This window comes from Aureimonas flava, from assembly GCF_003583935.1.
In the GTDB taxonomy this organism is placed as follows: domain Bacteria; phylum Pseudomonadota; class Alphaproteobacteria; order Rhizobiales; family Rhizobiaceae; genus Aureimonas; species Aureimonas flava.
In genome coordinates, this window is sequence record NZ_QYRN01000001.1 from 127,150 (window position 1) to 147,368 (window position 20,219).

Consider the following 20,219-nt stretch of genomic DNA (forward strand, 5'->3'; position numbering starts at 1 on the left):
TCTCTCCCGCGTCAGCCGGTGCGGCCGCGTCGCGCCATGTCGGCGAGAACGGTCGCGAGGATGAGGATGCCCTGCACGGCGCGCAGCCAGTAGGCCGACACGTTCAGGAAGATCAGCGAGGAGCCGATGGCGGCGAACAGGATCGCGGCGAGCGTCGAGCCGACCACGGTGCCGACGCCGCCGAGGATCGACACGCCGCCGACCACCGCGGCGGTGATCACGATCAGCTCCAACCCGTTCGGTACGGTGGATTGGATGACCTGGAGCTGCGTCGCGAACAGGGTGGCCGAGACGCCCGCGATTAGGCCGTGCAGCGCGAACACCTTCACGATCGTCGCCTTGTAGGGAATGCCGGACGCCTCGGCCGCTTCCGGGTTGCCGCCCACCGCGTAGATCGCGCGGCCGAAGGCGGTGGAGCGCAGGACGAAGGCGAAGCCGACCGTCATGACGATCATGAACCAGACCGGAGAGGGCACGTCGAACAGACGGAACTGGGCAAGCTGGAAGCTCGGCGGCAGGCCGGAGATCCAGGCGCCGCCCGTCACGGTGATGAGCCCGCCGCGCAGGATCGAGAGCATGGCGAGCGTCGCGATGATCGACGGCACCTTGAGATAGGCGATCAGCACGCCGAGCCCGGCGTTCACCACGCCGCCGAGCAGCACCGGCAGCAGCCACGACAGCCACACCGGATAGCCGCCGGTCACCAGCAGGCCGGACACGGTGGCGAGCACGCCGATCAGCGCGCCCACCGACACGTCGATATGGCCGGAGATGATCACCATCGACATGCCGATCGCGGCCACCGCGATATAGGCGTTGCCGACGAAGATGGAGGTGAGGTTGTTCTGCGAGACGAAGCGCGGATTGATCCAGCCGACCACCAGGAACAGCGCTACCAGCGCCGCCAGCAGGAGGATCTCCTGCCCCGACGCCGAGAGGCGCCGCGAGAGCGTCGGGCCCCTCATGCCGCGTGCCCCGTCATCATGGCCGTGCCCACGGTGTCGGGCGTCGCCTCGGACCGGTCGAGAATGGCGGTCATGCGGCCGCCGTTCATCACCAGGATGCGGTCGCTCATGCCGAGCACCTCGGGCAGTTCGCTGGAGATCATGATGATGGCGAGCCCCTGGCGGGCGAGCTGGTTCATGAGCTTGTGGATCTCGGTCTTGGCGCCGACGTCGACACCGCGCGTCGGCTCGTCGAGGATCAGGATGCGCGGGTCGGTCGCCAGCCACTTGGCGATCACGACCTTCTGTTGGTTGCCCCCGGACAGTTGCGCGACCACCTGGCCGGGGCCCCGCGCGCGAATGGCGAAGCGCCGGATCGCGTCCTCGGCCAGCGCCGTCTCGCGGGACGTGTCGACCACCGAGCGGCGGGTGAGCCGGTCGAGGATCGCCATGGAGACGTTCTCGCGGATCGTCTGCGGGCGGACGAGACCGTGCTGGGCGCGGTCCTCCGGCACGTAGGCGATGCGCCTGTCGATCGCCTCCCGCACGCTGCCCACCGTCACCGGCCGCCCGTCGATCAGGATCTCGCCCTCCGTCGCGGGCGTGACGCCGAAGATCGTCTGGGCGAGCTCGGTGCGGCCCGAGCCGACGAGCCCCGCGATGCCGAGGATCTCGCCGGCGCGCACGGCGAAGGAGACGTCGCGCACCTTGCCGGCGTGTGCGAGGCCGCGCACCTCCAGGACCGTCTCGCCGATCGGGATGTCCTCCTTGGGGAACAGCTCGTCGATGTCGCGGCCGACCATCATCGACACGAGGGCCGCTTCCGTCACCTCGCCGACCGGGCGGGTGGCGATGGTGCCGCCGTCGCGCAGCACCGTGACGCGGTCGGCGATCTCGAAGATCTCGTTCATCCGGTGGCTGACGTAGACGATGCCGACGCCCTCGGCCCGCAGCGAGCGCACCACGTCGAGCAGGCGGCGCACGTCCGCCTCCGCGAGGGCCGCCGTCGGCTCGTCCATGACGAGGACGCGCGCGTTGCGCGAGAGGGCGCGGGCGATCTCGACGCGCTGGCGGTTGGCGACGGACAGTTTCGACACGGTCTCGTCCACGTCGAGGTCCGGGCAGTCGAGCCGGTCGAGGATCGCGCGCGCGTCGCGTCGCATTGCGCCCCAGTCCAGCGTGCCGCGCGGCGTGCGCGGCGCGTGGCCGGTGAAGATGTTCTCGGCCACCGTCAGGGCGGGAAACAGCAGGAGCTCCTGATGCACCACCGCGATGCCCCGGTCCTGCGCGTCGCGCGGGCCGTCGAGCCGGCGGGCCCGGCCGTCGATCTCCACCGTTCCCGCATTAGGTTGGTGCGCGCCCGACATGATGCGGATCAGGGTGGACTTGCCGGCGCCGTTCTCGCCCATCAGGGCGTGGACCTCGCCGGGGCGAAGGTCGAAGTCGACGCCCTTCAGCACCGACACCGGCCCGAACGACTTCTCGATCGCCCGCAACGCGACGATGGGCTCCGCCTCAGTTCGCAAGGAAGCCCCCTTCCACCGGAAGGGCGTGGCCGTGGACCATGGCCGCGGCATCCGACAGGAGAAACAGGATCGCCTCCGCCACGTCCCGCGTCTCGGCGAAGCGGCCGACGGGGGTGCGGGCGAGCATCGGGCCGCCCTTCTCCGGCGCACTCCAAGCGACGCGCGCGAGCTCGGTCATGGTCACGCCGGGGTTCACGGCGTTGACGCGGATGCGGTGGGGTCCGAGCTCGTTGGCCATGACGCGCGTCAGCCCGTCCAGCGCGCCCTTGGAGGCGCAGTAGGCGGCATGGTCGCGGAAGCCGAGGAAAGACGAGATCGACGAGACGTTGACGATCGCGCCCGGCGCGTCGCGGCGGATCAGGTCGCGGGCGAAGACCTGCGAGACGATCGCCGCCGCGCGAACGTTGATCGCCTGCACGGTGTCGAAGGACTCGTCTTTCATCTCGAGGAACGGCTCCAGGATGTTGATCCCGGCGCAGTTCACGAGAAGGTCGGCGGGCAGGGCCTCGGCGGCGGCCCTCCGCGCGGCCGCCGCGTCGGCGAGATCCACCGCGATCGCGCGGCATCCGGTCTCGACCGCCAGCGCGTCGAGGTCGTTGCGGGTCCGACCCAGCGCCACCACCCGCGCCCCGCGCTCTCCCAGAAGTGTCGCCACATGGCGGCCGATGCCCTTTCCGGCGCCGGTCACGATGGCGGTCCTGCCTTTGAAATCCATCCTCGTTCCTCCCAAAACGTGGTGGACGAGATGGAGCCTAGTCCTCCAGTCCCATCTCGATCTGCATCTTCACCTCGCCCTTGGGCGCCTTGGCCGCGAGTTCGAAGGCCTCGACGCTCTGGTCGAAGGTGAACCGGCGCGTGATGAGCGGCGACACGTCCACGGCGCCCGACGCCAGCATGGCGACGCAGCGCGGGAAGACGTGGGCGTAGCGGAAGACGTGCTCGACGCGCGCTTCCTTCAGCATGGCCCGCGACACGTCGTAGGACGGTTTGGACAGGGGAATGCCGACGAACACCACCACACCGCCTGGGCACAGCGGCTCGAAGATGGTGGCGATCGCCCGTTCCGATCCGGCGCATTCGTAGATCACGTCGGCGCCCCAGCCGTCCGTTCGCGCCTTCACCGCTTCGGCGAGGTCCTCGCGCGCCACGTTGACCGTGGAGACCGATCCGAGCTTGCGGGCGATCTCCAGCTTGGTGTCGTCGACGTCGCTGACGATCACGTGGGCGCAGCCGCCGGCCAGCGCGGCAAGCACCGTGACGAGGCCGATCGGCCCCGCACCGATCACCACCGCGACGTTGCCGGGCGCGGCCTTGGCCTTGGTCACGGCGTGGACGCCCACGGCGAGCGGCTCCACCATGGCGGCAGCGGCGAAGGAGACGTTGTCCGGCAGCTTGAACGTGAAGGCTTCCGGGTGGACGACGCTCGGGCGCAGCACGCCGTGGATCGGCGGCGTCGCCCAGAAGCGGACGGCCGGATCGAGGTTGTAGAGGCCGAGGCGCGTGGCGCGTCCGTTGGGGTCAGGGATGCCCGGCTCCATGCACACGCGGTCGCCGGGCTGGAGCGTCGTCACGGCCGAGCCGATCTCGGTGACGATGCCGGACGCCTCGTGGCCGAGGATCATCGGCTCGCGCACCACGAAGGGGCCGATGGCGCCGTGCGTGTAGTAGTGGACGTCGGAGCCGCAGATGCCGACCGTGTGGATGGCGATCCGAACGTCGTGGGCGCCGAGCGTCTCGTCCACGGGGCAGTCGCGCAGCGCCAGACTGTCCTTGCCTTCCAACACCAGCGCGCGCCGGTCGCCCTGCGTCTTCGCCTTCAGCGCTTCGATGTCCCGCATGGTCCGATCTTCTCCCGTGGTCCTCGTTCGTGCCCGCCCGACGCTAGGGGGCGGCGCGGTTCGGGGCGACGCGTCTATGGGCGCCTTTGCAAACTTTCTTGGCTTCCACGTCAGGCCGCGCGCGTCTGGTCGAGGCGGTGCGCGCGGATGCGACGCGACTCGTCGCGATAGGCGGACGGGGTCTGCTGGCATACGGCGTGGAACTGCCGATTGAAGTTGGCCGTGTTGTTGTATCCGACCTCGTAGCAGATCCTCGTGACCGGCATCTCGCTGCCCGCCAGCAGGGCACAGGCCTGCTGGACGCGCAGCCGGTTCACGTAGGACGTGAAGTTATGGCCCGTCTGGTGCTTGAAGAAACGAGAAAACGCCGTCACCTCCATGTTGCAGACGGTCGCCGCGTCGCTGAGCGAGATGTCGCTGGCGTAGCGCTCCGTGATGAACGCGATCACCCGGTCGAGGCGGCGCGAGGCGGAGGTATGCAGCCCGAGCGAGGGCGCGCATCGCGCCAGGACCCGGCGCTCCTCCGGCCGGGCAGCCAGATCCGCGAGGAGCGACAGGAAGGACACCAGTCGCCCAGCGCCGCGCTCGTGCTCCATCGCGCAAAGTTTCATGCGCGCGCGCTCGGCGGTCGCGCCGGTGAATTCCACGCCGAACGCCGCATCGCGCAGGAGGCATCGCAGGTCGGCGAACTCGGCGAAGCCGCCGACCAGCGTGTCGGTGACCGCCGCGTCGAACTGCACGAGCATGTCGCGGTTCGGAAGGCTCGCGCCGGGTTCGAGGTCGCTGATCCAGTTGTGCGGCAGGTTCGGGCCCGCCAGCACGAGGCAGCCTTCCTGGAACGGGCCGACATAGTCCCCGATCATCATGCGGCCGCGACCGGAGGTGACGAGATGGAGCTCGTATTCCGGGTGTCTATGCCACTTCGCCAGATGATGGGGATAGTCGTGCTTCGCCCAGCGGAAGGATTCGCCCGGCCCCCGCAGGATGATCTCGAGCGCGGGGTCGCTGCCGGCGGCGGGCGTGGCGGTGTCCGGGCGGCCGATCGTCATGCCGTTTCCTCCACCTTTCGGACCTCGGCCGCCGCGAGCCACATCTCGCGATAGCGGCCGAGGTCGGGCAGCGGCGTGTCGGGGATAACCCGTTCCGCGGCGGGTTCGATCGCCGCATTTGGGCCAAGCGCCAGGAGCGCCGCACCGGCGCTGGTGCCGGTTCCCTCCAGGGGAGCGGCGACGGGGCGCCCGGTCAGTTGCCGAAGGGCGCGCAGGAACGCGTCGTTGCGCGCGAACGGCCCTTCCACCACCGTCGGGCCGTCCGCGCCGATCACGCGCAGCACCTCGTTCGTGGCGAGCGCGGCGTAGAGACTGGCGGCGGCCGTGCGTTCGGCGCGAGACAGCGCGCCCGGCTCCACCGACCAGCCGCCGCGCGCCCGCGGAAACGGCCCGCTGCCGGCTGTCTGTCCCGGCAGCGCCATGATCCCGCGCTCGACCACCGAGGCGAGCACGGCCTCGTCCGGCGCTTCCGCTTCGCCGCCGGTCAGCGCATCGAACTCGCGCCCGCCCATGAAGATGCCGGACGGCACGGGCCGGCCGAACGCATCGACGTTGCTGAATGTGCCGAGGGCGGGGTCGAGCGTGTCGCGTCGGCCGCCGACGGCGAAGCACACGACCCACGTTCCCGTAGAGACCACGGCGAAGGGCGCCGGGCGGGAGAGGAGATGCGGCAGCAGCGACGCGTTGGAATCGTGGATGCCGCACAGGACGGGAATGGCGTTGCGGTCGGCCAGCCCGGCCTGCCGCGCGATCTCGGGAAGCAAGGGCCCGAGCGTGTCGAAGGCGGTGCGCAGCGGCGGCAGCAGCGCCCCCCAGCCCATTCGCGCGACGAGCGAGGAACAGGCGCCGGCGGGGGGCGACCAGAGGTCGGTGTGGCAGGCGATCGAGGTCGTCTCCACCGAGGCGACGCCGGTGAGGCGCCAGGCCCAGTACTGCGGATAGGTCAGGATGTGGCGCGTCCGCGCGAAGGCGTCGGGGAAGCGGCTCTGGAGCCAGAAGAGCTGGCGTCCGACATTGAGGCCCTGGGCCATGCGGGGGGACAGGGTCTCGGCGAAATCCGGCCGAAGGGGTTCGTAGGCGTCGCTCTCGGGCCCGGCGAGGTCGAACTCGTAGTCCAGCATCGGCAGCGACAGGCCGGTCTCGTCCACCAGCACGATCGAGGCGCCGTGGGTGGTGATGGCGATGGCGTCCGGCGCGTGCCCCGCCGCGACCTCGCCGAGCGAGGCCACGACGAAGGCGAAGAGGCGGTCGAGATCGAAATGCGGATAGGGCCCATCGCGCCGCACCTCGTTCGTGATGGAGCGGAAGGCGAGGTCGCGCCGCTCCGCCAGGTCGTGCAGCACGACCTTGGCGTTGGTCTTGCCGATATCGATCACGGCGACGTGGCGGGCGGGGCGATCCATGCGCTCAGTCCATCCTGAACATGGGTTCGAGTTGCGTGACGGCGGGCGATGCGTCCGGGTTCGTCTCCATGATGTCGGCCATCGACGCCCACCACCGTCGCATGACCTCGTGGGCGGGCAGGGCATCCATCCCGTGGTCGGACGGCCGCTTCAGCGTCGCGAACAGGTGGTGCGTCTCGGGGTCGAGGTGGATCGAATAGTCGCGGACGCCCGCTTCGCGCAGCAGGGCGACGAGCTCGGCGGGGATCGCATCGTGGCGACGCCGGTATTCCGCCGCGCCGCCGGGCCGCAGCACCATGCGGAAGGCCACGGTCTCCTCATGCGCCGTGGCCATTGACGCCTCCTCGCTCCACCGTGGCGACGATCAGACGGACGCCCGCCGCCTCCACCATCGCGGCGTCCTTGTCGGAAACGCCGTCGTCGGTGACGACGACCTGGGCACGCTCCAACGGGGCGAGAAGCAGGCTCGACCGGTTGGCGAACTTCGAACGGTCGGCGAGGATCACCAGCTCGTCGGCCTGACGCATCAGCCGCTGCTCGGATTGGATGATCAGCGGATCGGTCTCGGCCAGGCCGAGGGCCGAGACGCTCTGGACGCCCATGAACATGCGCCGCGCGCGGAAATGCGCCGTGCCGTCCGCCTCGAAGGGAGAAAGGATCAGTCCCTGGGCGCGGTATACGGCGCCCGCCGGAAGCAGCACCGAGCAGCGCGAGTGCTGGAGCAGGTGTTCGGCGATGGGAAACGAGTTGGTCATGATCTGGAGGCTGGCGTCGGTCAGGAAATGGACCATCTGGAACGTGGTCGAACCGCCGTTGACGATGGCCGCGTCGTCCTCTTCGCAGAGGCGCGCCGCCTCGCGGGCGATGGCACGCTTCTCGGCCACATGGACGGTTTGCGCCAGGGCGAAGTTCGAGCCGCCGGGCAGCACGGGTACGGCGGAGGCCAGCGCCTCGGCGCCCCCACGAACCTTGCGCAGGCGCCGGGCGAGCGACAGCGCCTGGATGTCGCGCCGGATCGTCGCCTCCGATGCTCCGGTGAGCGCGGCGAATTCCTGCACGGTGCCCACGGAGCGCCCCTTGAGGGCGCTCAGGATCATCCGCTGGCGTTCGCGCTCGTGCATCCGTCTCCTCCCGCCACGAAGGTTTGCGCGGCCCGTCGCGGCTTGTCAATCACGGGCGATCATATCCCGTCATTGTGCGCTGCATCATGATCGATCGTGAGCGTTTGTGTTGACACGGTGCCGCATCCGGCCGATGGTCCCCGCGCCGATCCCAGGCTGACGATCGATGCGCCGGGCGGCAATATCCACGAGGGGTTGGCGATGGGCGGGGCGACGAAACTGCTGGAGAACCGCTGGGACGACGCGCGTGCCGCCGCCATGAGCGAGCCGGAGCGCCTCCTCTACCGATCCAATCTCCTCGGTTCCGACAAGAGGATCACCAATTTCGGCGGGGGCAACACCTCGGCCAAGGTGCGGCAAGCCGATCCGCTCACCGGCGAGGACGTCACCGTCCTGTGGGTGAAGGGTTCGGGCGGCGACGTCGGCACGATGCGGCTCGACGGATTCGCCACCCTCTACATGGACAAGCTGGAGCGGCTGCGTTCGATCTATCGCGGCGTGGAGCAGGAGGACGAGATGGTCGGCCTCCTCAACCATTGCACGTTCGACCTCAATCCGCGCGCGGCGTCGATCGACACGTCGCTGCATGCCTATCTGCCCTATGCGCATGTCGATCACATGCATCCGGACGCGGTGATCGCCATCGCCGCGACGAGGCGCTCCCGCGAGCTGACGCGGGAGGTCTACGGCGACGAGATCGGCTGGCTCGGCTGGCGCCGTCCCGGCTTCGAACTCGGCCTCGAACTGTCGCGCTTCGCCGCCGAGCATCCGGACGCGAAGGGCGTCGTCCTCGAAAGCCACGGCCTGTTCACCTGGGGCGACACGGCGCAGGACTGCTACGAGACGACGCTGCGCATCATCAATCGCGCCATCGAATGGTTCGACGGCCGTCTCGCGGGCACCGCCGTCTTCGGCGGCGAGGCGAGGGCCGCGCTGCCGGCCGAAGAGCGCCGCCGCATCGCCGCGCGCCTGATGCCCGAGATCCGCGCCCGCATCGGCATGGACGAGCGCAAGATCGGCCATTTCGACGATACGGATGCGGTGCTCGAGTTCGTCGGATCGCGCGACCTCGAGCCTCTGGCCGCGCTCGGCACGTCCTGCCCGGACCATTTCCTGCGGACCAAGATCCGGCCGCTCGTCCTGTCGTTCGACGAGAATGTCGAGGCGACGGTGGCGGGCCTCGACGCGGCGATCGAGGCCTATCGCGACGGCTACCGCGCCTATTACGAACGGTGCCGCCACGCGGACAGCCCGGCGATCCGCGATCTTAACGCGGTGATCTACCTCGTGCCGGGCGTCGGCATGATCTCCTTCGCCAAGGACAAGGCGACCGCGCGCATCGCCGGCGAGTTCTATCGCAACGCCATCAACGTGATGCGCGGCGCATCGGGCGTCGACGTCTACCAGGGGCTCGACGAGCAGGAAGCCTTCGACATCGAGTACTGGCTTCTGGAGGAGGCCAAGCTCCAGCGCATGCGGCGGCCGAAGTCGCTGGCGGGCCGCGTCGCCTTCGTCACCGGCGGGGCGGGCGGCATCGGGCGGGCGAGCGCCGAGCGGCTTCTGCGCGAGGGCGCCTGCGTCGTGCTTGCCGACATCGACGCCGGCTCGTTAGACACCGCGAAGGCGGAACTCTCCAAGGCCTTCGGCGCCGATCAGGTGCGGGGCGTGCTGGTGAACGTTACGGAGGAGGCGGCGGTGGAGCGCGGCTTCATCGAGGCGGTCGCGGAATATGGCGGGCTCGACATTCTCGTGTCCAACGCCGGCATCGCCTCCGCCTCGCCGATCGAGGATACGACGCTGGAGGTCTGGAGCCGCAATATTGACATCCTCGCCACCGGATATTTCCTGGTGTCGCGCGAGGCCTTCCGCCTGTTCCGCCGCCAGAAGCTCGGGGGCGCGGTGGTGTTCATCGCGTCCAAGAACGGGCTGGCCGCCTCGGCCGGGGCCTCGGCCTACTGCACAGCCAAGGCCGCCGAGATCCACCTCGCGCGGTGCCTGGCGCTGGAAGGCGCGGAGGCCGGCATCCGGGTCAATACGGTGAACCCCGACGCGGTGCTGCGCGGCTCCAAGATCTGGAGCGGCGAGTGGCGCGAGCAGCGGGCCGCCTCGTCGCGGATCGGAGAGGACCAACTCGAGGAGCACTACCGCGCCCGCTCGCTTCTGAAGCGTTCGGTCTTCCCGGAGGACATCGCCGAAGCGGTCTTCTTCCTGGCGAGCGACCTGTCCGCCAAGTCGACCGGCAACATCCTCAACGTCGACGCCGGCAACCAGATCTCCTTCACGCGCTGAACGGGCTTCGTCCAGCGCCCATCCATCCGGCAGCCGGGGAGGGCACGCCATGAGAATCGGCCGCGACGTGATCGAGGCATCCAACGCGAAGCTGCGCGCGGACCATGAGGCCGACTACGCGGCGCTGGGCGAGCGGCTGGCGCGCCGCGGCGTTTCGATCGACGCCGTGACGAGGCAGGTCGCTGGCTTCTCGGTCGCCGTGCCGTCCTGGGGCGTCGGCACGGGCGGCACGCGCTTCGCGCGCTTTCCCGGGCCCGGCGAGCCGCGCGGCATCTTCGAGAAGCTGGACGACTGCGCGGCGATCCACGACCTCGGGCGCGCGACGCCTACCGTGTCGCTGCACTTTCCCTGGGACCGGGCGGACCCGGCCGACCTGCGGGCCAAGGCCGCCGAGCTCGGCCTCGGCTTCGACGCGATGAACTCCAACACGTTCCAGGACCACCCGGACGATCCGCGCCAGCCGCTGTCCTACAGGTTCGGCTCCCTGTCGCACGCCGACGCCGCGGTCCGGGCGCAGGCCGTGGCGCACAACATCGAAACGATGGAACTCGGCGAAGCCATCGGCTCCAAGGCGCTGACGGTCTGGATCGGCGACGGCTCGAACTTTCCCGGCCAGAGCGACCTCGGCCGCGCCTTCGACCGCTATCTCGGCGCGATGAAGGAAGTGGTCGCCGGACTGCCGGACGGTTGGCGCGTGTTCTGCGAACACAAGATGTACGAGCCGGCCTTCTACTCCACCGTGATGGCCGACTGGGGCACCAACTACATGACGGCCGTGGAGCTCGGAGACCGTGCGTTCTGTCTCGTGGATCTCGGTCACCATGCACCGAACGTCAACATCGAGCAGATCGTCTCGCGCCTGATCCATGCTCGCAAACTCGGCGGGTTCCACTTCAACGATTCGAAATACGGAGACGACGATCTCGACGCCGGCTCCATCGATCCGTTCCGGCTGTTTCTGGTTTTCAACGAACTGGTGGAGGCCGGCGGACGGCTCGACGCGCTCGGGCCGTCCTACATGATCGACCAGTCGCACAACGTGACCGACCCGATCGAGAGCCTGATCCGATCGGCCGACGAAATCCGTCGCGCCTATGCGCAGGCGCTGCTGGTGGATCGCGAGGCGCTTCGCGGCCATCAGGACGCGAACGACGCCCTGATGGCTTCCGAGACGCTCAAGGCCGGCTTCCGAAGCGACGTGGGACCGATCTTGGCGAGAGCTCGGCTCGATGCGGGCGGGGCTATCGACCCCGTCGCGGCCTACAGGGCCAGCGGCTACCGTGCCCGCGTCGCCGCCGAGCGTCCCGCCGCGCGGGCGACGGGCGGCGGCATCGTATGACAAGGGAGGAACCTGTCTTGACCAACCTCTACCGGACCGCGATCGAGGAACTCGCCACGGTCGCCAACGCGATCGACGACGTGGCAGTGGACGAGGCGTGCCGACGCGTCGCTTCGGCCCGCCATGTCTGCGTCTATGCCGGCGGGCGTGAGGGGCTGCAGGTCAAGGGCTTCGCCATGCGCTTGTTCCACCTCGGTCGCGCCGTCTCGGTGGTCGGCGACATGACCGTGCCGGCATTGGGGCCGGGCGATCTCTTCTTCGTGGTGTGCGGACCGGGCGAAATCTCCACCGCCGTGGCGCTGGTCGGCGTCGCCCGGACCGCCGGTGCGCAAGTGGTCGTGGTGACGGCGCAGCCCGAGGGCCGCGTGCCGCGGATGGCCGATTTCGTGCTCACCGTGCCCGCGCAGACCATGGCCGACGACCAGGGCGATGCCGCGACCTCGGTTCTGCCGATGGGCTCGCTCTTCGAGGGCGCGCTGTTCGTGCTGTTCGAGGTGATGGTGCTGAAGTTGAAGACGCTGCTCGACGTCAGCCCGGAGGCGATGCGCGCCAACCACACGAACATGGAGTAGCGGCCCGGAACTCGCGGGGCGGACGGCCGGTTTTTGCGTCGTATCCGTCTTGGGGAGGTTCCGATGCCGAGAGGCGACAAGTCGAAATATACCGACAAGCAGCAACGCAAGGCGAGCCATATCGCCGAAAGCTACGAGTCACGCGGCGTGCCGGAAGCCGAGGCGGAAAGCCGCGCTTGGGCAACGGTCAACAAGGACAGCGGCGGCGGCAACAAGAGCGGATCGGGGCGAGGGCATCCCGAGTCTCACGCCTCGGCGCGCAAGGGCGGGGAGAAGGGCGGCAAGGTGTCCGCTTCGCGCACGGCGGCCGAGCGATCCGCGTCGACCAGGAAGGCGGCTGCAACCCGCAAGCGCAACGCAGAGGCGAGGCAGCCTCAAGCGTGACCGTCGGTCGACCGGGCAAGACGAAGGCGCCGGCCCTACGGACCGGCGCCTCCATCAATTAGGTGAAATCAGTTGGTCTTGACGGTCGTGTCGTCGCCCGCGCTGGTTCCCGGAACCGGCACGGAGGTGTCGGCGGGAACCGGCGTCGCGTCGGTCGGCACCACCACGGTGCTCGCAGCCTCCGCCGGCATGGTGGACCCGATGCCGCTGTCGTTGCCCGGCACGGGAACCGTGCTGGTGTTGGCGGCGGTCGAGGCGGCGGGTGCGTCGCCGGGCACGATCACTGTGCTGGCGGCATCGGCCGGCATTGCGGATTCTTCGCCCGCGCTCGTGGCAGGCACCGGATTGGACGTCTCGGACGTTTGGGCGAGGGCGCCCGTGGACAGGAGGGCCGAAGCGGCGAGGGCGATCATCAGGCGGTTCATGGATACTCCCCAAAGTGACTGTTGAACCAACCGCAAGCAACGTTTCCGAAGTCGCAGATAACGGACTGAGGACGAAATGCGCTCGGCGCGGCTTTTGTTCCGCCGCCCGTGCCCTCTTCTCCTCGGCGCGAGCTTTCCAACGCGTCGTCGCCCTTGGCCCGGCCGCCCGCCGCGCGCTATCGTCCGGTGAGAATCGCCGAAGGCCGACGAAGATGCGACCGGGCGGGAGGAACGAATGAACGCTTTCGCGCTTGGCGCGGACCAGGAGGCCATCCGTGCGATGGCCCTCGAGTTCGCGGCGGACAGGATGGCTCCCTTCGCCGGGGAGTGGGACCGCGAGCGTCGCCTGCCGGTGGAGACGCTGCGCGAGGCCGCCGCGCTCGGCATGGGCGCGATCTATGTGGACGAGGCGGCTGGCGGCTCGGGTCTCGGTCGGCTCGACGCCGCGCTGATCTTCGAGGCGCTGGCCACCGGTTGTCCGAGCGTGGCGGCGTTCCTCTCGATCCACAACATGGCGACCGGGATGATCGCCCGCCACGGCGAGGTTGCCCTTCGCGAGCATTGGATCCCGAAGCTCGCCAGCATGGAGGCGATCGCCGCCTATGCGCTGACCGAACCCGACGCCGGTTCCGACGCCGCCGCTCTGCGAACCCGCGCGACGCTGGAGGGCGACACCTATCGGCTGGACGGAGCGAAGCAGTTCATCTCGGGCGGCGGGCTGGCCGATCTCTACGTCGTGATGGCGCGCACGGGCGGCGAGGGGCCCTCCGGCATCTCGGCGCTGGTGGTGCCGGGCGACACACCCGGCCTCAGCTTCGGCGCCGACGAGCGCAAGATGGGCTGGAACGCTCAGCCGACGCGCGCCCTGATCTTCGAGAACTGCCGCGTGCCCGTCGCCCATCGGCTCGGCGCGGAAGGGCAGGGCTTCGCCATCGCCATGGCCGGGCTGGACGGCGGCCGGCTCAACATCGCCGCCTGCTCGCTCGGCGGCGCCTGGGCCGCGCTGGACAGGGCCGTCGCCCACATGAACGAACGCCGGACTTTCGGAAAGCGGCTGGCGGAGCACCAGGCGCTGCGCTTCCGAATGGCGGATGCGGCCACCGACCTCGAGGTCGGGCGCAGCATTCTCTGGCGCGCCGCCGCGGCGCTCGACGCCAGCGACCCGGCCGCGACCACGCTCTGCGCCATGGCCAAGCGCGTGTGCACCGACAAGGGCTTCGCCGTCGCCAACGAGGCGCTGCAGATGCTGGGCGGCTACGGCTACCTGGCAGACTACGGACTGGAGAAGATCGTCAGGGATCTTCGGGTCCATCAGATCCTCGAAGGAACCAACGAGATCATGCGGGTGATCGTGGCGCGGCAGGTGATGGGCCGCTGAGGCCACTCGACCGTTCCGCTCGATCATCGGAGGAGGGCCTTGATGACAGCCAATCCCACCATCGCCTTCGTGGGCCTCGGCAACATGGGGAGGCCGATGGTGTCGCGTCTTCTCAGCGCCGGGACGCACGTGCGCGCCTTCGACGCCTCGCCGACGGCCGTCGAGGCCTCGCGGGCGGCCGGCATCGAGGTGTCGGCGACGCTCGTCGAGGCGGTAACCGACGCCGATGTGCTCGTCACCATGCTGCCTGCCGGGCGGCACGTCGCCGCCGTGTGCGAGGAGGCCTACCCGCTTCTTGCGACGGGTGCCCTGCACATCGACTGCTCGTCCATCGACATCGCGAGCGCGCAGGCGATCCACGCATCGGCGGCCGCGCGCGACCTCCAATCCGTCGACGCGCCCGTTTCGGGCGGCACGGGCGGCGCAACGGCCGGCACGCTGACCTTCATGCTGGGCGGCGACGCGGCGGCGGTGGAGCGGGCGCGGCCGATCCTGGAGCCGATGGCCGGCCGAATGGTCCATTGCGGCGCGGCCGCAGCCGGACAGGCGGCGAAGATCTGCAACAACATGATTCTCGGCATCTCCATGGTCGGTGTCTGCGAGGCGTTCGCCCTGGCCGAGAAGCTCGGCCTGTCGCATCAGGCGCTGTTCGACGTGGCGTCGAAGTCCTCCGGCCAGTGCTGGTCGCTCACGAGCTATTGCCCCGTGCCGGGGCCGGTGCCGGCCTCGCCCGCCAACAATGGCTACCGGCCGGGCTTCGCGGCGGCGCTGATGTCGAAGGACCTCGGCCTCTCGCAGGCCGCGGCGGGGGACGCGGGTCTGGAGACGCCGATGGGCGCCCTGGCCCGCTCGCTGTTCGACCGCTTCGTGGAAGAGGGCGGCGGCGAGCGCGACTTTTCCGCGATGATCGAATTCCTGCGCGGGCCGGCGCCCGCCGATGCGGAGGGCGGACGATGACCACGCTTCGAGAGGCCCGCGACTTCCTGCTCGCCCATCGCGACGACCTGTACGCCGCGCGGGCGGGCTTCCGCTGGCCCGAGCCCGCGACGTTCAATTGGGCGCTGGAGTGGTTCGACGCGGTGCTGGCTGCCGACCCCGCGACGCGGCACCGCCCTGCGCTGCGGATCGTGGATTGCGCCGAGGGGCGCGAGACAAGCTTGAGCTTCGTCGAACTGTCGCAGCGCTCGAACCGGCTCGCCAACCTCCTGCGCGCGCAAGGGCTGGCGCGCGGCGACCGTCTGCTGCTGCTCATGGGCAACGAGCCGCTGCTCTGGGAGGTGATGCTCGCGGCCTTCAAGCTCGGCATTGTGGTGATTCCCGCAACGCTCCTCCTGACGGCGAGCGAGCTGGAGGACCGGATCGAACGGGGCGGCGTCAAGGCGGTGGTCACCGACCTGGGCCAGTGCGCCAAGGTGGACGAGGCGGGCTTCCGTGGCCTGCGTCTCGTGGCCGGGGCGAGCGTTCCGCCCGGCTGGACCTCGCTCGACGCACGGATGGACGCGTCGGCCGACTTCCGACCGGAGGGAGAGACGCGTTCGGACGATCCGCTGCTCCTCTACTTCACGTCCGGCACGACGGCCAAGCCCAAGCTCGTGCTGCACACCCACCGGTCCTATCCGGTCGGCGCGTTGACGACCATGTACTGGCTCGGCCTGCGCCCGGGCGACGTGCATCTCAACGTGTCGTCTCCCGGCTGGGCTAAGCATGCCTGGAGCTCGTTCTTCGCCCCGTGGAACGCGGGAGCCTGCGTGCTCGTGGTGAACCAGACCCGCTTCGACGCCAAGGTCCTGCTGGACGCCATCGGGAAGGCAGGCGCGACGACGCTTTGCGCCCCGCCCACCGTATGGCGGCATCTGGTGCAGGAGAACCTGGCCGCCGTGCCGCACAGCCTGCGCGAGCTCTGCGCCGCGGGGGAGCCGCTGAACCCGGACGTGATCGAACGGGTCTCGGCCGCCTGGGGCCTGAGGATTCGCGACGGCTACGGACAGACCGAGACAACGGCGATGGTCGCCAACGCGCCCGGCCTCGCCGCGGCGCCCGGTTCCATGGGCCGCCCGCTGCCGGGCTACGAGATCGAGATCCTCGATGCCGACGACAACCCGGCCGACGAGGGCGAGGTGTGCCTTCGGCTCGGGTCGTCCCGGCCGGCCGGCCTGATGACGGGCTACCTGCGCGACGACGGCACGCTGACGGGCGCCGACGGCGCGCTCTACCGGACGGGCGACGTCGCCTTCCGCGACCAAGGCGGCGGGCTGACCTTCGTCGGCCGTTCCGACGACGTCTTCAAGTCGTCGGACTACCGCATCAGCCCGTTCGAGCTGGAAAGCGTCCTGATCGAGCACGCGAGCGTGCGGGAGGCGGCCGTCGTACCGTTGGCGGATTCGCTTCGGCTGGCCGTCCCCCGAGCCTTCGTGGCCCTCGCCGACGGGGCGCGGGCCGACCTCGAGACGGCGCGCTCGATCCACGCCCATGCGTCCCGACGGCTTGCGCCGTTCAAGCGGATCCGCGAGCTGGTGATCGTGTCGGAGCTGCCGAAGACGGTGTCGGGCAAGATTCGCCGCGTCGAGCTTCGGCGCCTCGACGGGGGCGAAATCCGCGACGACGCGGTTCTGGCGCAGTTCTCCGAGCGCGAGCTCGCGGGCTGATCGGCGCGGGCCGGACCGTTCAGGCGGTCTCGTCGCCGGCGATGACCCGGCCGAGGATCGAGACGAGTGCCGTTCCGTCGCAGGGCTTGTTGCAGACCTCGACGCCGGGATAGCGTTCGGCCAGCGTGCGCTTCTCGCCCTGACCGGTGTGGAACACGAACGGTATCTGGTTCTGCCGGAGGTAATCGGCCACCGGGTAGGACGTCTTGCCGTGGAGATTCACGTCGAGGATGGCGGCGTCGAACTGCTCGCGCTTGGCGCAGGCCTCGGCGATCGGCAGCGTGCCGGCACAGGTCACCCGCGCGCCGCGTTCGTGCAACTCCGCCTCGATGTCGATCGCGACCAGAAACTCGTCTTCGACCACGAGAACGTGCTTGCCCGCCAACGCGGCCTTCGTCGCTGCCACCGAACCCTCGTTTTCCAGTCCGCGCCGCCCCACCGGTCCATGGAAGGCGATCCTGCTCAAACCCTATACTCTGCAATGACGGTTAAGGCGGGGTTTGAGCCAAAAGTTCCTCGCGAAAGAAAAGACGGCGGGCGAACCGTTTCGGTCCGCCCGCCGTCCCTCGGAGGCGTTGCGCTCAACCGCGCCGGCGGCGGAGCTGATCGAAATAGACGATCACGATGATCAGGACGCCGGTGATGATCCGCTGCCAGAACGAATTGACGTTCAGGAGGTTGGCGCCGTTGTTGATCGTGGCGAGGATGAAGGCGCCGATCAGCGGTCCGTGCACCGAGCCCACCGCGCCGAAGAGGCTGGTGCCGCCGATCACGGAAGAGGCGATGGCCTGGAGCTCCCACCCCTCGGCCTGCGTCGCGTTGCCGACGCCGATGCGGGTCGCCAGGAGCACGCCCACGAATGCCGCGCAGAGCGCCGAGAGCGAATAGGCCATGTAGATGGTGCGCGAGACGCTGACGCCGGACAGACGCGCGGCCTCCGGGTTGGAGCCGACCGCGTAGAGATAGCGGCCGAAGCGCGAGCGGTGCAGGAAGACGAAGGCGGGCACCGCGACCAGGATCACCATCCAGAACAGGTTGGGGATGCCGAGGAAGCTGTTGCGCGAGAACTCGTTGAAGGACCGGTCGGCGATCGAGATGGTCGAGCCGTTGGTGATCACGAGGCCGATGCCGCGCAGCGCCGTCAGCGTCGCAAGCGTGATGATGAAGGGCGGCAGGCCCATCTTCACGATGCCGAACCCGTGGAACATGCCGATGGCAAGGCCCATCAGAAGGGTCAGGATCACGGCCAGCCAGACCGGCACGCCGGCCTGAAGCAGCCAGGCGATCACCGTGGTCGAGAAGCCGACCACCGCGCCCACCGAGAGGTCGATGCCGGCGGTGATGATGACGAAGGTCTGCCCGATCGCCAGGATCGCGATCATCGACCCCTGCCGCAGCAGGTTGGAGATGTTGTTCGTGGTGGCGAAGGTCGGCGTCGCGAAGGCCAGGAAGACCCAGAGGGCGACCAGGAGACCCAGAAGGGTCAGTGCGAACAGGAAGCCGAAGTTGCGGCGGGGCTTCTTCATGGAAGCCACGGCGTCGGCGTTGGAGCTTTGAATGGTCATGTTCGCCTCGTTCAGACGCCGATGGCCTGGGTGAGAATGTCCTCGTGCGTGGACTGGTGAAAGCCGGAAGTGCCGACCAGGCGCCCGCCGCGGAAGACGTGCAGCGTGTCGGCGAGCTCGTAGACCTCCGGCAGGTAGGACGAGATCAGGAGGATGCCTGCGCCGTTCCGAAGGAGCTGGCCGAACAGCCGGTAGATCTCGGCCTTGGTGCCGACGTCGACGCCGACGGTCGGCTCGTCGAAGATGAAGACCTCGGCGCCGTGGTTCAGCCACTTGCCGATGACGATCTTCTGCTGGTTGCCGCCCGACATGGAGGATGCGAGCGAGCGGCGGCTCGGCGTCTTGATCGCGAGGTTCTTGATCTGGCGCTCGGCGTGCTCGGCTTCCATGCGCGACGAGATGGTGATCCCGCGCGTCAGCCGGTCGTAGATCGGCAAATTGAGGTTGAAGCCGATGGGAAGGTTCAGCGCCAGCCCCTGGTCGCGCCGGCTCTCGGGCGCCAGCGCGATGCCGAGATCGATCGCCTTGCGCTCGTTGGAGATCTGGACCGGCTCGCCCTTCCACAGGATCTGACCGGCGGTCTTCGGGTTGCGACCGAACAGGCTGAGCGCGAACTCGCTGCGCCCGGCACCGATCAGCCCGTAGAGGCCGACGATCTCGCCCGCACGCACCGTCAGCGAGACGTCCGAGAAACCGGCGCCCGACAGCTCTCGCGCCTCGATCAGAGGGGCGCCGAGCGGTACCTCCTCCTTGTGATAGATCTGGTCGAGCGAGCGGTTGATCATCATCGCGACCAGCTCGGCGTCGTTGGTCTCGCCGATCAGCCGCGTGCCCACCATGGTGCCGTCGCGCAGCACCGACACGCGGTCGGCCAACTCGAAGATCTCCTCCATGCGATGGCTGATGTAGACGATGGTCACGCCTTCCGACTTGAGGCGGCGGATCAGCGTGAAGAGCTGCGCGGCTTCCTGCCGGGTGAGGTAGGCGGTCGGCTCGTCGAAGATCAGGAAGCGGGTGCCGCGCAGCGAGGCGCGAGCCGTGGCAACGAGCTGCTGCTGGCCGATCGTCAGCGTGCCCAGTTCGGCCTCGGCGGGCAGTTGGAAGCCGAGATCGTCGAGGATCGCCTGGGCGGCCTCGTTCATCTTCCGCTTCTGCAGCATGCCGTAGCGCACGCTCTCGTCGCCCAGGAAGATGTTGGCGGCCACCGACAGGTGGCGGCACAGCACGACCTCCTGGTGAACGGCGTTGATGCCGTGGTCGATCGCCTCCTGCGGGGTGGCGAGATCCACCGGCTCGCCCTGCCAGACGATCTCGCCGCCGGAGCGCCGGATGACGCCCGTCAGCAGCTTGATGAGGGTCGACTTGCCCGCGCCGTTCTCCCCGACGATGGCGTGGACCTCGCCGGCCCGGAAGGCGAGGGAGGCGGGCTTGAGCGCGAGCACGGGGCCGTAGCGCTTCTCCAGCTCCTTGAGCTCCAGAATGGTGGCGCCCGCGGCGGGGATGGGGTCGGACGTCGGATGGATGTCGACGGGCAGGGGATCGTTCGGCGTTGGGGACATGGAACCCTCGGGATCGCGGCGTCGAGGCGCCCCGGCCGCCGCGGCGGAGGGCGCGCCCGAGCGGGCGTCGGAAGCGTCGGCGGAACCCGGCGCGCCCCGCAGTCTCCGATCGCCGGGTCGCGAAGCCGCTGCGACCCATGCGGCGCATGGGGCAGGCGGCGACCGGCTCGGGATCGAAGCGG

The 20,219-nt window shown here is 69.3% G+C and carries 19 protein-coding genes; 7 read left to right on the top strand and 12 right to left on the bottom strand.

Annotated elements, in window-relative coordinates; all coding sequences use genetic code 11:
- Nucleotides 1–11 precede the first annotated feature (11 nt).
- The 8 genes from D3218_RS00660 to D3218_RS00695 form a co-directional block, all read right to left on the bottom strand.
- Nucleotides 12–965, bottom strand: a complete 954-nt coding sequence (locus tag D3218_RS00660; RefSeq protein WP_119537971.1) for an ABC transporter permease — start codon at nt 963–965, stop codon at nt 12–14.
- A complete protein-coding gene (locus D3218_RS00665; protein ID WP_119537972.1) occupies nt 962–2,521 on the bottom strand; it encodes a sugar ABC transporter ATP-binding protein in 1,560 nt (519 codons plus the stop codon). The genes D3218_RS00660 and D3218_RS00665 overlap by 4 nt, the downstream gene beginning before the upstream one ends.
- Nucleotides 2,460–3,185, bottom strand: coding sequence for an SDR family oxidoreductase (locus D3218_RS00670; RefSeq protein ID WP_119537973.1), 726 nt, complete (start codon nt 3,183–3,185; stop codon nt 2,460–2,462). The genes D3218_RS00665 and D3218_RS00670 overlap by 62 nt, the downstream gene beginning before the upstream one ends.
- Nucleotides 3,186–3,222: 37 nt before the next feature.
- Entirely contained in the window at nt 3,223–4,308 is a 1,086-nt protein-coding gene (locus D3218_RS00675; RefSeq protein WP_119537974.1) for an NAD(P)-dependent alcohol dehydrogenase, read from the bottom strand.
- A 110-nt stretch (nt 4,309–4,418) separates the two neighbouring features.
- Nucleotides 4,419–5,357: an AraC family transcriptional regulator gene (locus D3218_RS00680; RefSeq protein WP_119537975.1), complete on the bottom strand. Its 939-nt coding sequence runs from the start codon at nt 5,355–5,357 to the stop codon at nt 4,419–4,421.
- Nucleotides 5,354–6,760: an FGGY-family carbohydrate kinase gene (locus D3218_RS00685; RefSeq protein ID WP_168990373.1), complete on the bottom strand. Its 1,407-nt coding sequence runs from the start codon at nt 6,758–6,760 to the stop codon at nt 5,354–5,356. The genes D3218_RS00680 and D3218_RS00685 overlap by 4 nt, the downstream gene beginning before the upstream one ends.
- Nucleotides 6,761–6,764: 4 nt before the next feature.
- Nucleotides 6,765–7,094 (bottom strand): L-rhamnose mutarotase, encoded by a 330-nt coding sequence (locus D3218_RS00690; protein ID WP_119537977.1) that lies wholly within the window; start codon nt 7,092–7,094, stop codon nt 6,765–6,767.
- Nucleotides 7,078–7,881, bottom strand: a complete 804-nt coding sequence (locus D3218_RS00695) for a DeoR/GlpR family DNA-binding transcription regulator (RefSeq protein WP_119537978.1) — start codon at nt 7,879–7,881, stop codon at nt 7,078–7,080. Before D3218_RS00695 ends, D3218_RS00690 begins: the two co-directional genes overlap by 17 nt.
- A 201-nt stretch (nt 7,882–8,082) precedes the next feature.
- Here D3218_RS00695 and D3218_RS00700 point away from each other — a divergent pair, with 201 nt between their 5' ends.
- From D3218_RS00700 to D3218_RS00715, 4 genes are all read left to right on the top strand, one after another.
- Entirely contained in the window at nt 8,083–10,170 is a 2,088-nt protein-coding gene (locus D3218_RS00700; RefSeq protein WP_119537979.1) for a bifunctional rhamnulose-1-phosphate aldolase/short-chain dehydrogenase, read from the top strand.
- 49 nt (nt 10,171–10,219) lie between these two features.
- Nucleotides 10,220–11,509, top strand: coding sequence for an L-rhamnose catabolism isomerase (gene rhaI / locus D3218_RS00705; protein WP_119537980.1), 1,290 nt, complete (start codon nt 10,220–10,222; stop codon nt 11,507–11,509).
- Nucleotides 11,510–11,526: 17 nt separating this feature from the next.
- Nucleotides 11,527–12,081, top strand: a complete 555-nt coding sequence (locus tag D3218_RS00710) for an SIS domain-containing protein (RefSeq protein ID WP_425359275.1) — start codon at nt 11,527–11,529, stop codon at nt 12,079–12,081.
- A gap of 63 nt (nt 12,082–12,144) precedes the next feature.
- Entirely contained in the window at nt 12,145–12,465 is a 321-nt protein-coding gene (locus D3218_RS00715; RefSeq protein ID WP_119537982.1) for a plasmid stabilization protein, read from the top strand.
- Nucleotides 12,466–12,533: 68 nt separating this feature from the next.
- Here the strand turns inward: D3218_RS00715 and D3218_RS00720 are convergent, their stop codons facing one another.
- Nucleotides 12,534–12,890, bottom strand: a complete 357-nt coding sequence (locus D3218_RS00720) for a hypothetical protein (RefSeq protein WP_119537983.1) — start codon at nt 12,888–12,890, stop codon at nt 12,534–12,536.
- A 235-nt stretch (nt 12,891–13,125) separates the two neighbouring features.
- Here D3218_RS00720 and D3218_RS00725 point away from each other — a divergent pair, with 235 nt between their 5' ends.
- From D3218_RS00725 to D3218_RS00735, 3 genes are read left to right on the top strand one after another with little or no spacing between them, the layout of a single operon-like run.
- Nucleotides 13,126–14,268 (top strand): acyl-CoA dehydrogenase family protein, encoded by a 1,143-nt coding sequence (locus D3218_RS00725; protein WP_119537984.1) that lies wholly within the window; start codon nt 13,126–13,128, stop codon nt 14,266–14,268.
- A gap of 42 nt (nt 14,269–14,310) precedes the next feature.
- Nucleotides 14,311–15,225, top strand: a complete 915-nt coding sequence (gene mmsB / locus D3218_RS00730) for a 3-hydroxyisobutyrate dehydrogenase (protein ID WP_119537985.1) — start codon at nt 14,311–14,313, stop codon at nt 15,223–15,225.
- Nucleotides 15,222–16,913, top strand: coding sequence for an AMP-binding protein (locus tag D3218_RS00735; protein ID WP_119537986.1), 1,692 nt, complete (start codon nt 15,222–15,224; stop codon nt 16,911–16,913). Before mmsB ends, D3218_RS00735 begins: the two co-directional genes overlap by 4 nt.
- 19 nt (nt 16,914–16,932) lie before the next feature.
- Here the strand turns inward: D3218_RS00735 and D3218_RS00740 are convergent, their stop codons facing one another.
- From D3218_RS00740 to D3218_RS00750, 3 genes are all read right to left on the bottom strand, one after another.
- Complete coding sequence (locus tag D3218_RS00740) at nt 16,933–17,319, bottom strand: response regulator (RefSeq protein ID WP_168990374.1); 387 nt, start codon at nt 17,317–17,319, stop codon at nt 16,933–16,935.
- 175 nt (nt 17,320–17,494) lie between these two features.
- Entirely contained in the window at nt 17,495–18,439 is a 945-nt protein-coding gene (locus tag D3218_RS00745) for an ABC transporter permease (protein ID WP_245414896.1), read from the bottom strand.
- Between the two features lie 50 nt (nt 18,440–18,489).
- Entirely contained in the window at nt 18,490–20,037 is a 1,548-nt protein-coding gene (locus D3218_RS00750) for a sugar ABC transporter ATP-binding protein (protein ID WP_119537989.1), read from the bottom strand.
- Between the last annotated feature and the right edge of the window lie 182 nt (nt 20,038–20,219).

What these genes read in the sequence shown, in the direction of transcription:
- D3218_RS00670 (WP_119537973.1), bottom strand. Translation starts at nt 3,185, where the DNA reads ATGGATTTCAAAGGCAGGACCGCCATCGTGACCGGCGCCGGAAAGGGC.
- D3218_RS00680 (WP_119537975.1), bottom strand. Translation starts at nt 5,357, where the DNA reads ATGACGATCGGCCGCCCGGACACCGCCACGCCCGCCGCCGGCAGCGAC.
- D3218_RS00725 (WP_119537984.1), top strand. Translation starts at nt 13,126, where the DNA reads ATGAACGCTTTCGCGCTTGGCGCGGACCAGGAGGCCATCCGTGCGATG.
- mmsB (WP_119537985.1), top strand. Translation starts at nt 14,311, where the DNA reads ATGACAGCCAATCCCACCATCGCCTTCGTGGGCCTCGGCAACATGGGG.
- D3218_RS00675 (WP_119537974.1), bottom strand. Translation starts at nt 4,308, where the DNA reads ATGCGGGACATCGAAGCGCTGAAGGCGAAGACGCAGGGCGACCGGCGC.
- D3218_RS00750 (WP_119537989.1), bottom strand. Translation starts at nt 20,037, where the DNA reads ATGTCCCCAACGCCGAACGATCCCCTGCCCGTCGACATCCATCCGACG.
- D3218_RS00685 (WP_168990373.1), bottom strand. Translation starts at nt 6,760, where the DNA reads ATGGATCGCCCCGCCCGCCACGTCGCCGTGATCGATATCGGCAAGACC.
- D3218_RS00660 (WP_119537971.1), bottom strand. Translation starts at nt 965, where the DNA reads ATGAGGGGCCCGACGCTCTCGCGGCGCCTCTCGGCGTCGGGGCAGGAG.
- D3218_RS00700 (WP_119537979.1), top strand. Translation starts at nt 8,083, where the DNA reads ATGGGCGGGGCGACGAAACTGCTGGAGAACCGCTGGGACGACGCGCGT.
- rhaI (WP_119537980.1), top strand. Translation starts at nt 10,220, where the DNA reads ATGAGAATCGGCCGCGACGTGATCGAGGCATCCAACGCGAAGCTGCGC.
- D3218_RS00745 (WP_245414896.1), bottom strand. Translation starts at nt 18,439, where the DNA reads ATGAAGAAGCCCCGCCGCAACTTCGGCTTCCTGTTCGCACTGACCCTT.
- D3218_RS00690 (WP_119537977.1), bottom strand. Translation starts at nt 7,094, where the DNA reads ATGGCCACGGCGCATGAGGAGACCGTGGCCTTCCGCATGGTGCTGCGG.
- D3218_RS00715 (WP_119537982.1), top strand. Translation starts at nt 12,145, where the DNA reads ATGCCGAGAGGCGACAAGTCGAAATATACCGACAAGCAGCAACGCAAG.
- D3218_RS00665 (WP_119537972.1), bottom strand. Translation starts at nt 2,521, where the DNA reads ATGCCGCGGCCATGGTCCACGGCCACGCCCTTCCGGTGGAAGGGGGCT.
- D3218_RS00720 (WP_119537983.1), bottom strand. Translation starts at nt 12,890, where the DNA reads ATGAACCGCCTGATGATCGCCCTCGCCGCTTCGGCCCTCCTGTCCACG.
- D3218_RS00695 (WP_119537978.1), bottom strand. Translation starts at nt 7,881, where the DNA reads ATGCACGAGCGCGAACGCCAGCGGATGATCCTGAGCGCCCTCAAGGGG.
- D3218_RS00735 (WP_119537986.1), top strand. Translation starts at nt 15,222, where the DNA reads ATGACCACGCTTCGAGAGGCCCGCGACTTCCTGCTCGCCCATCGCGAC.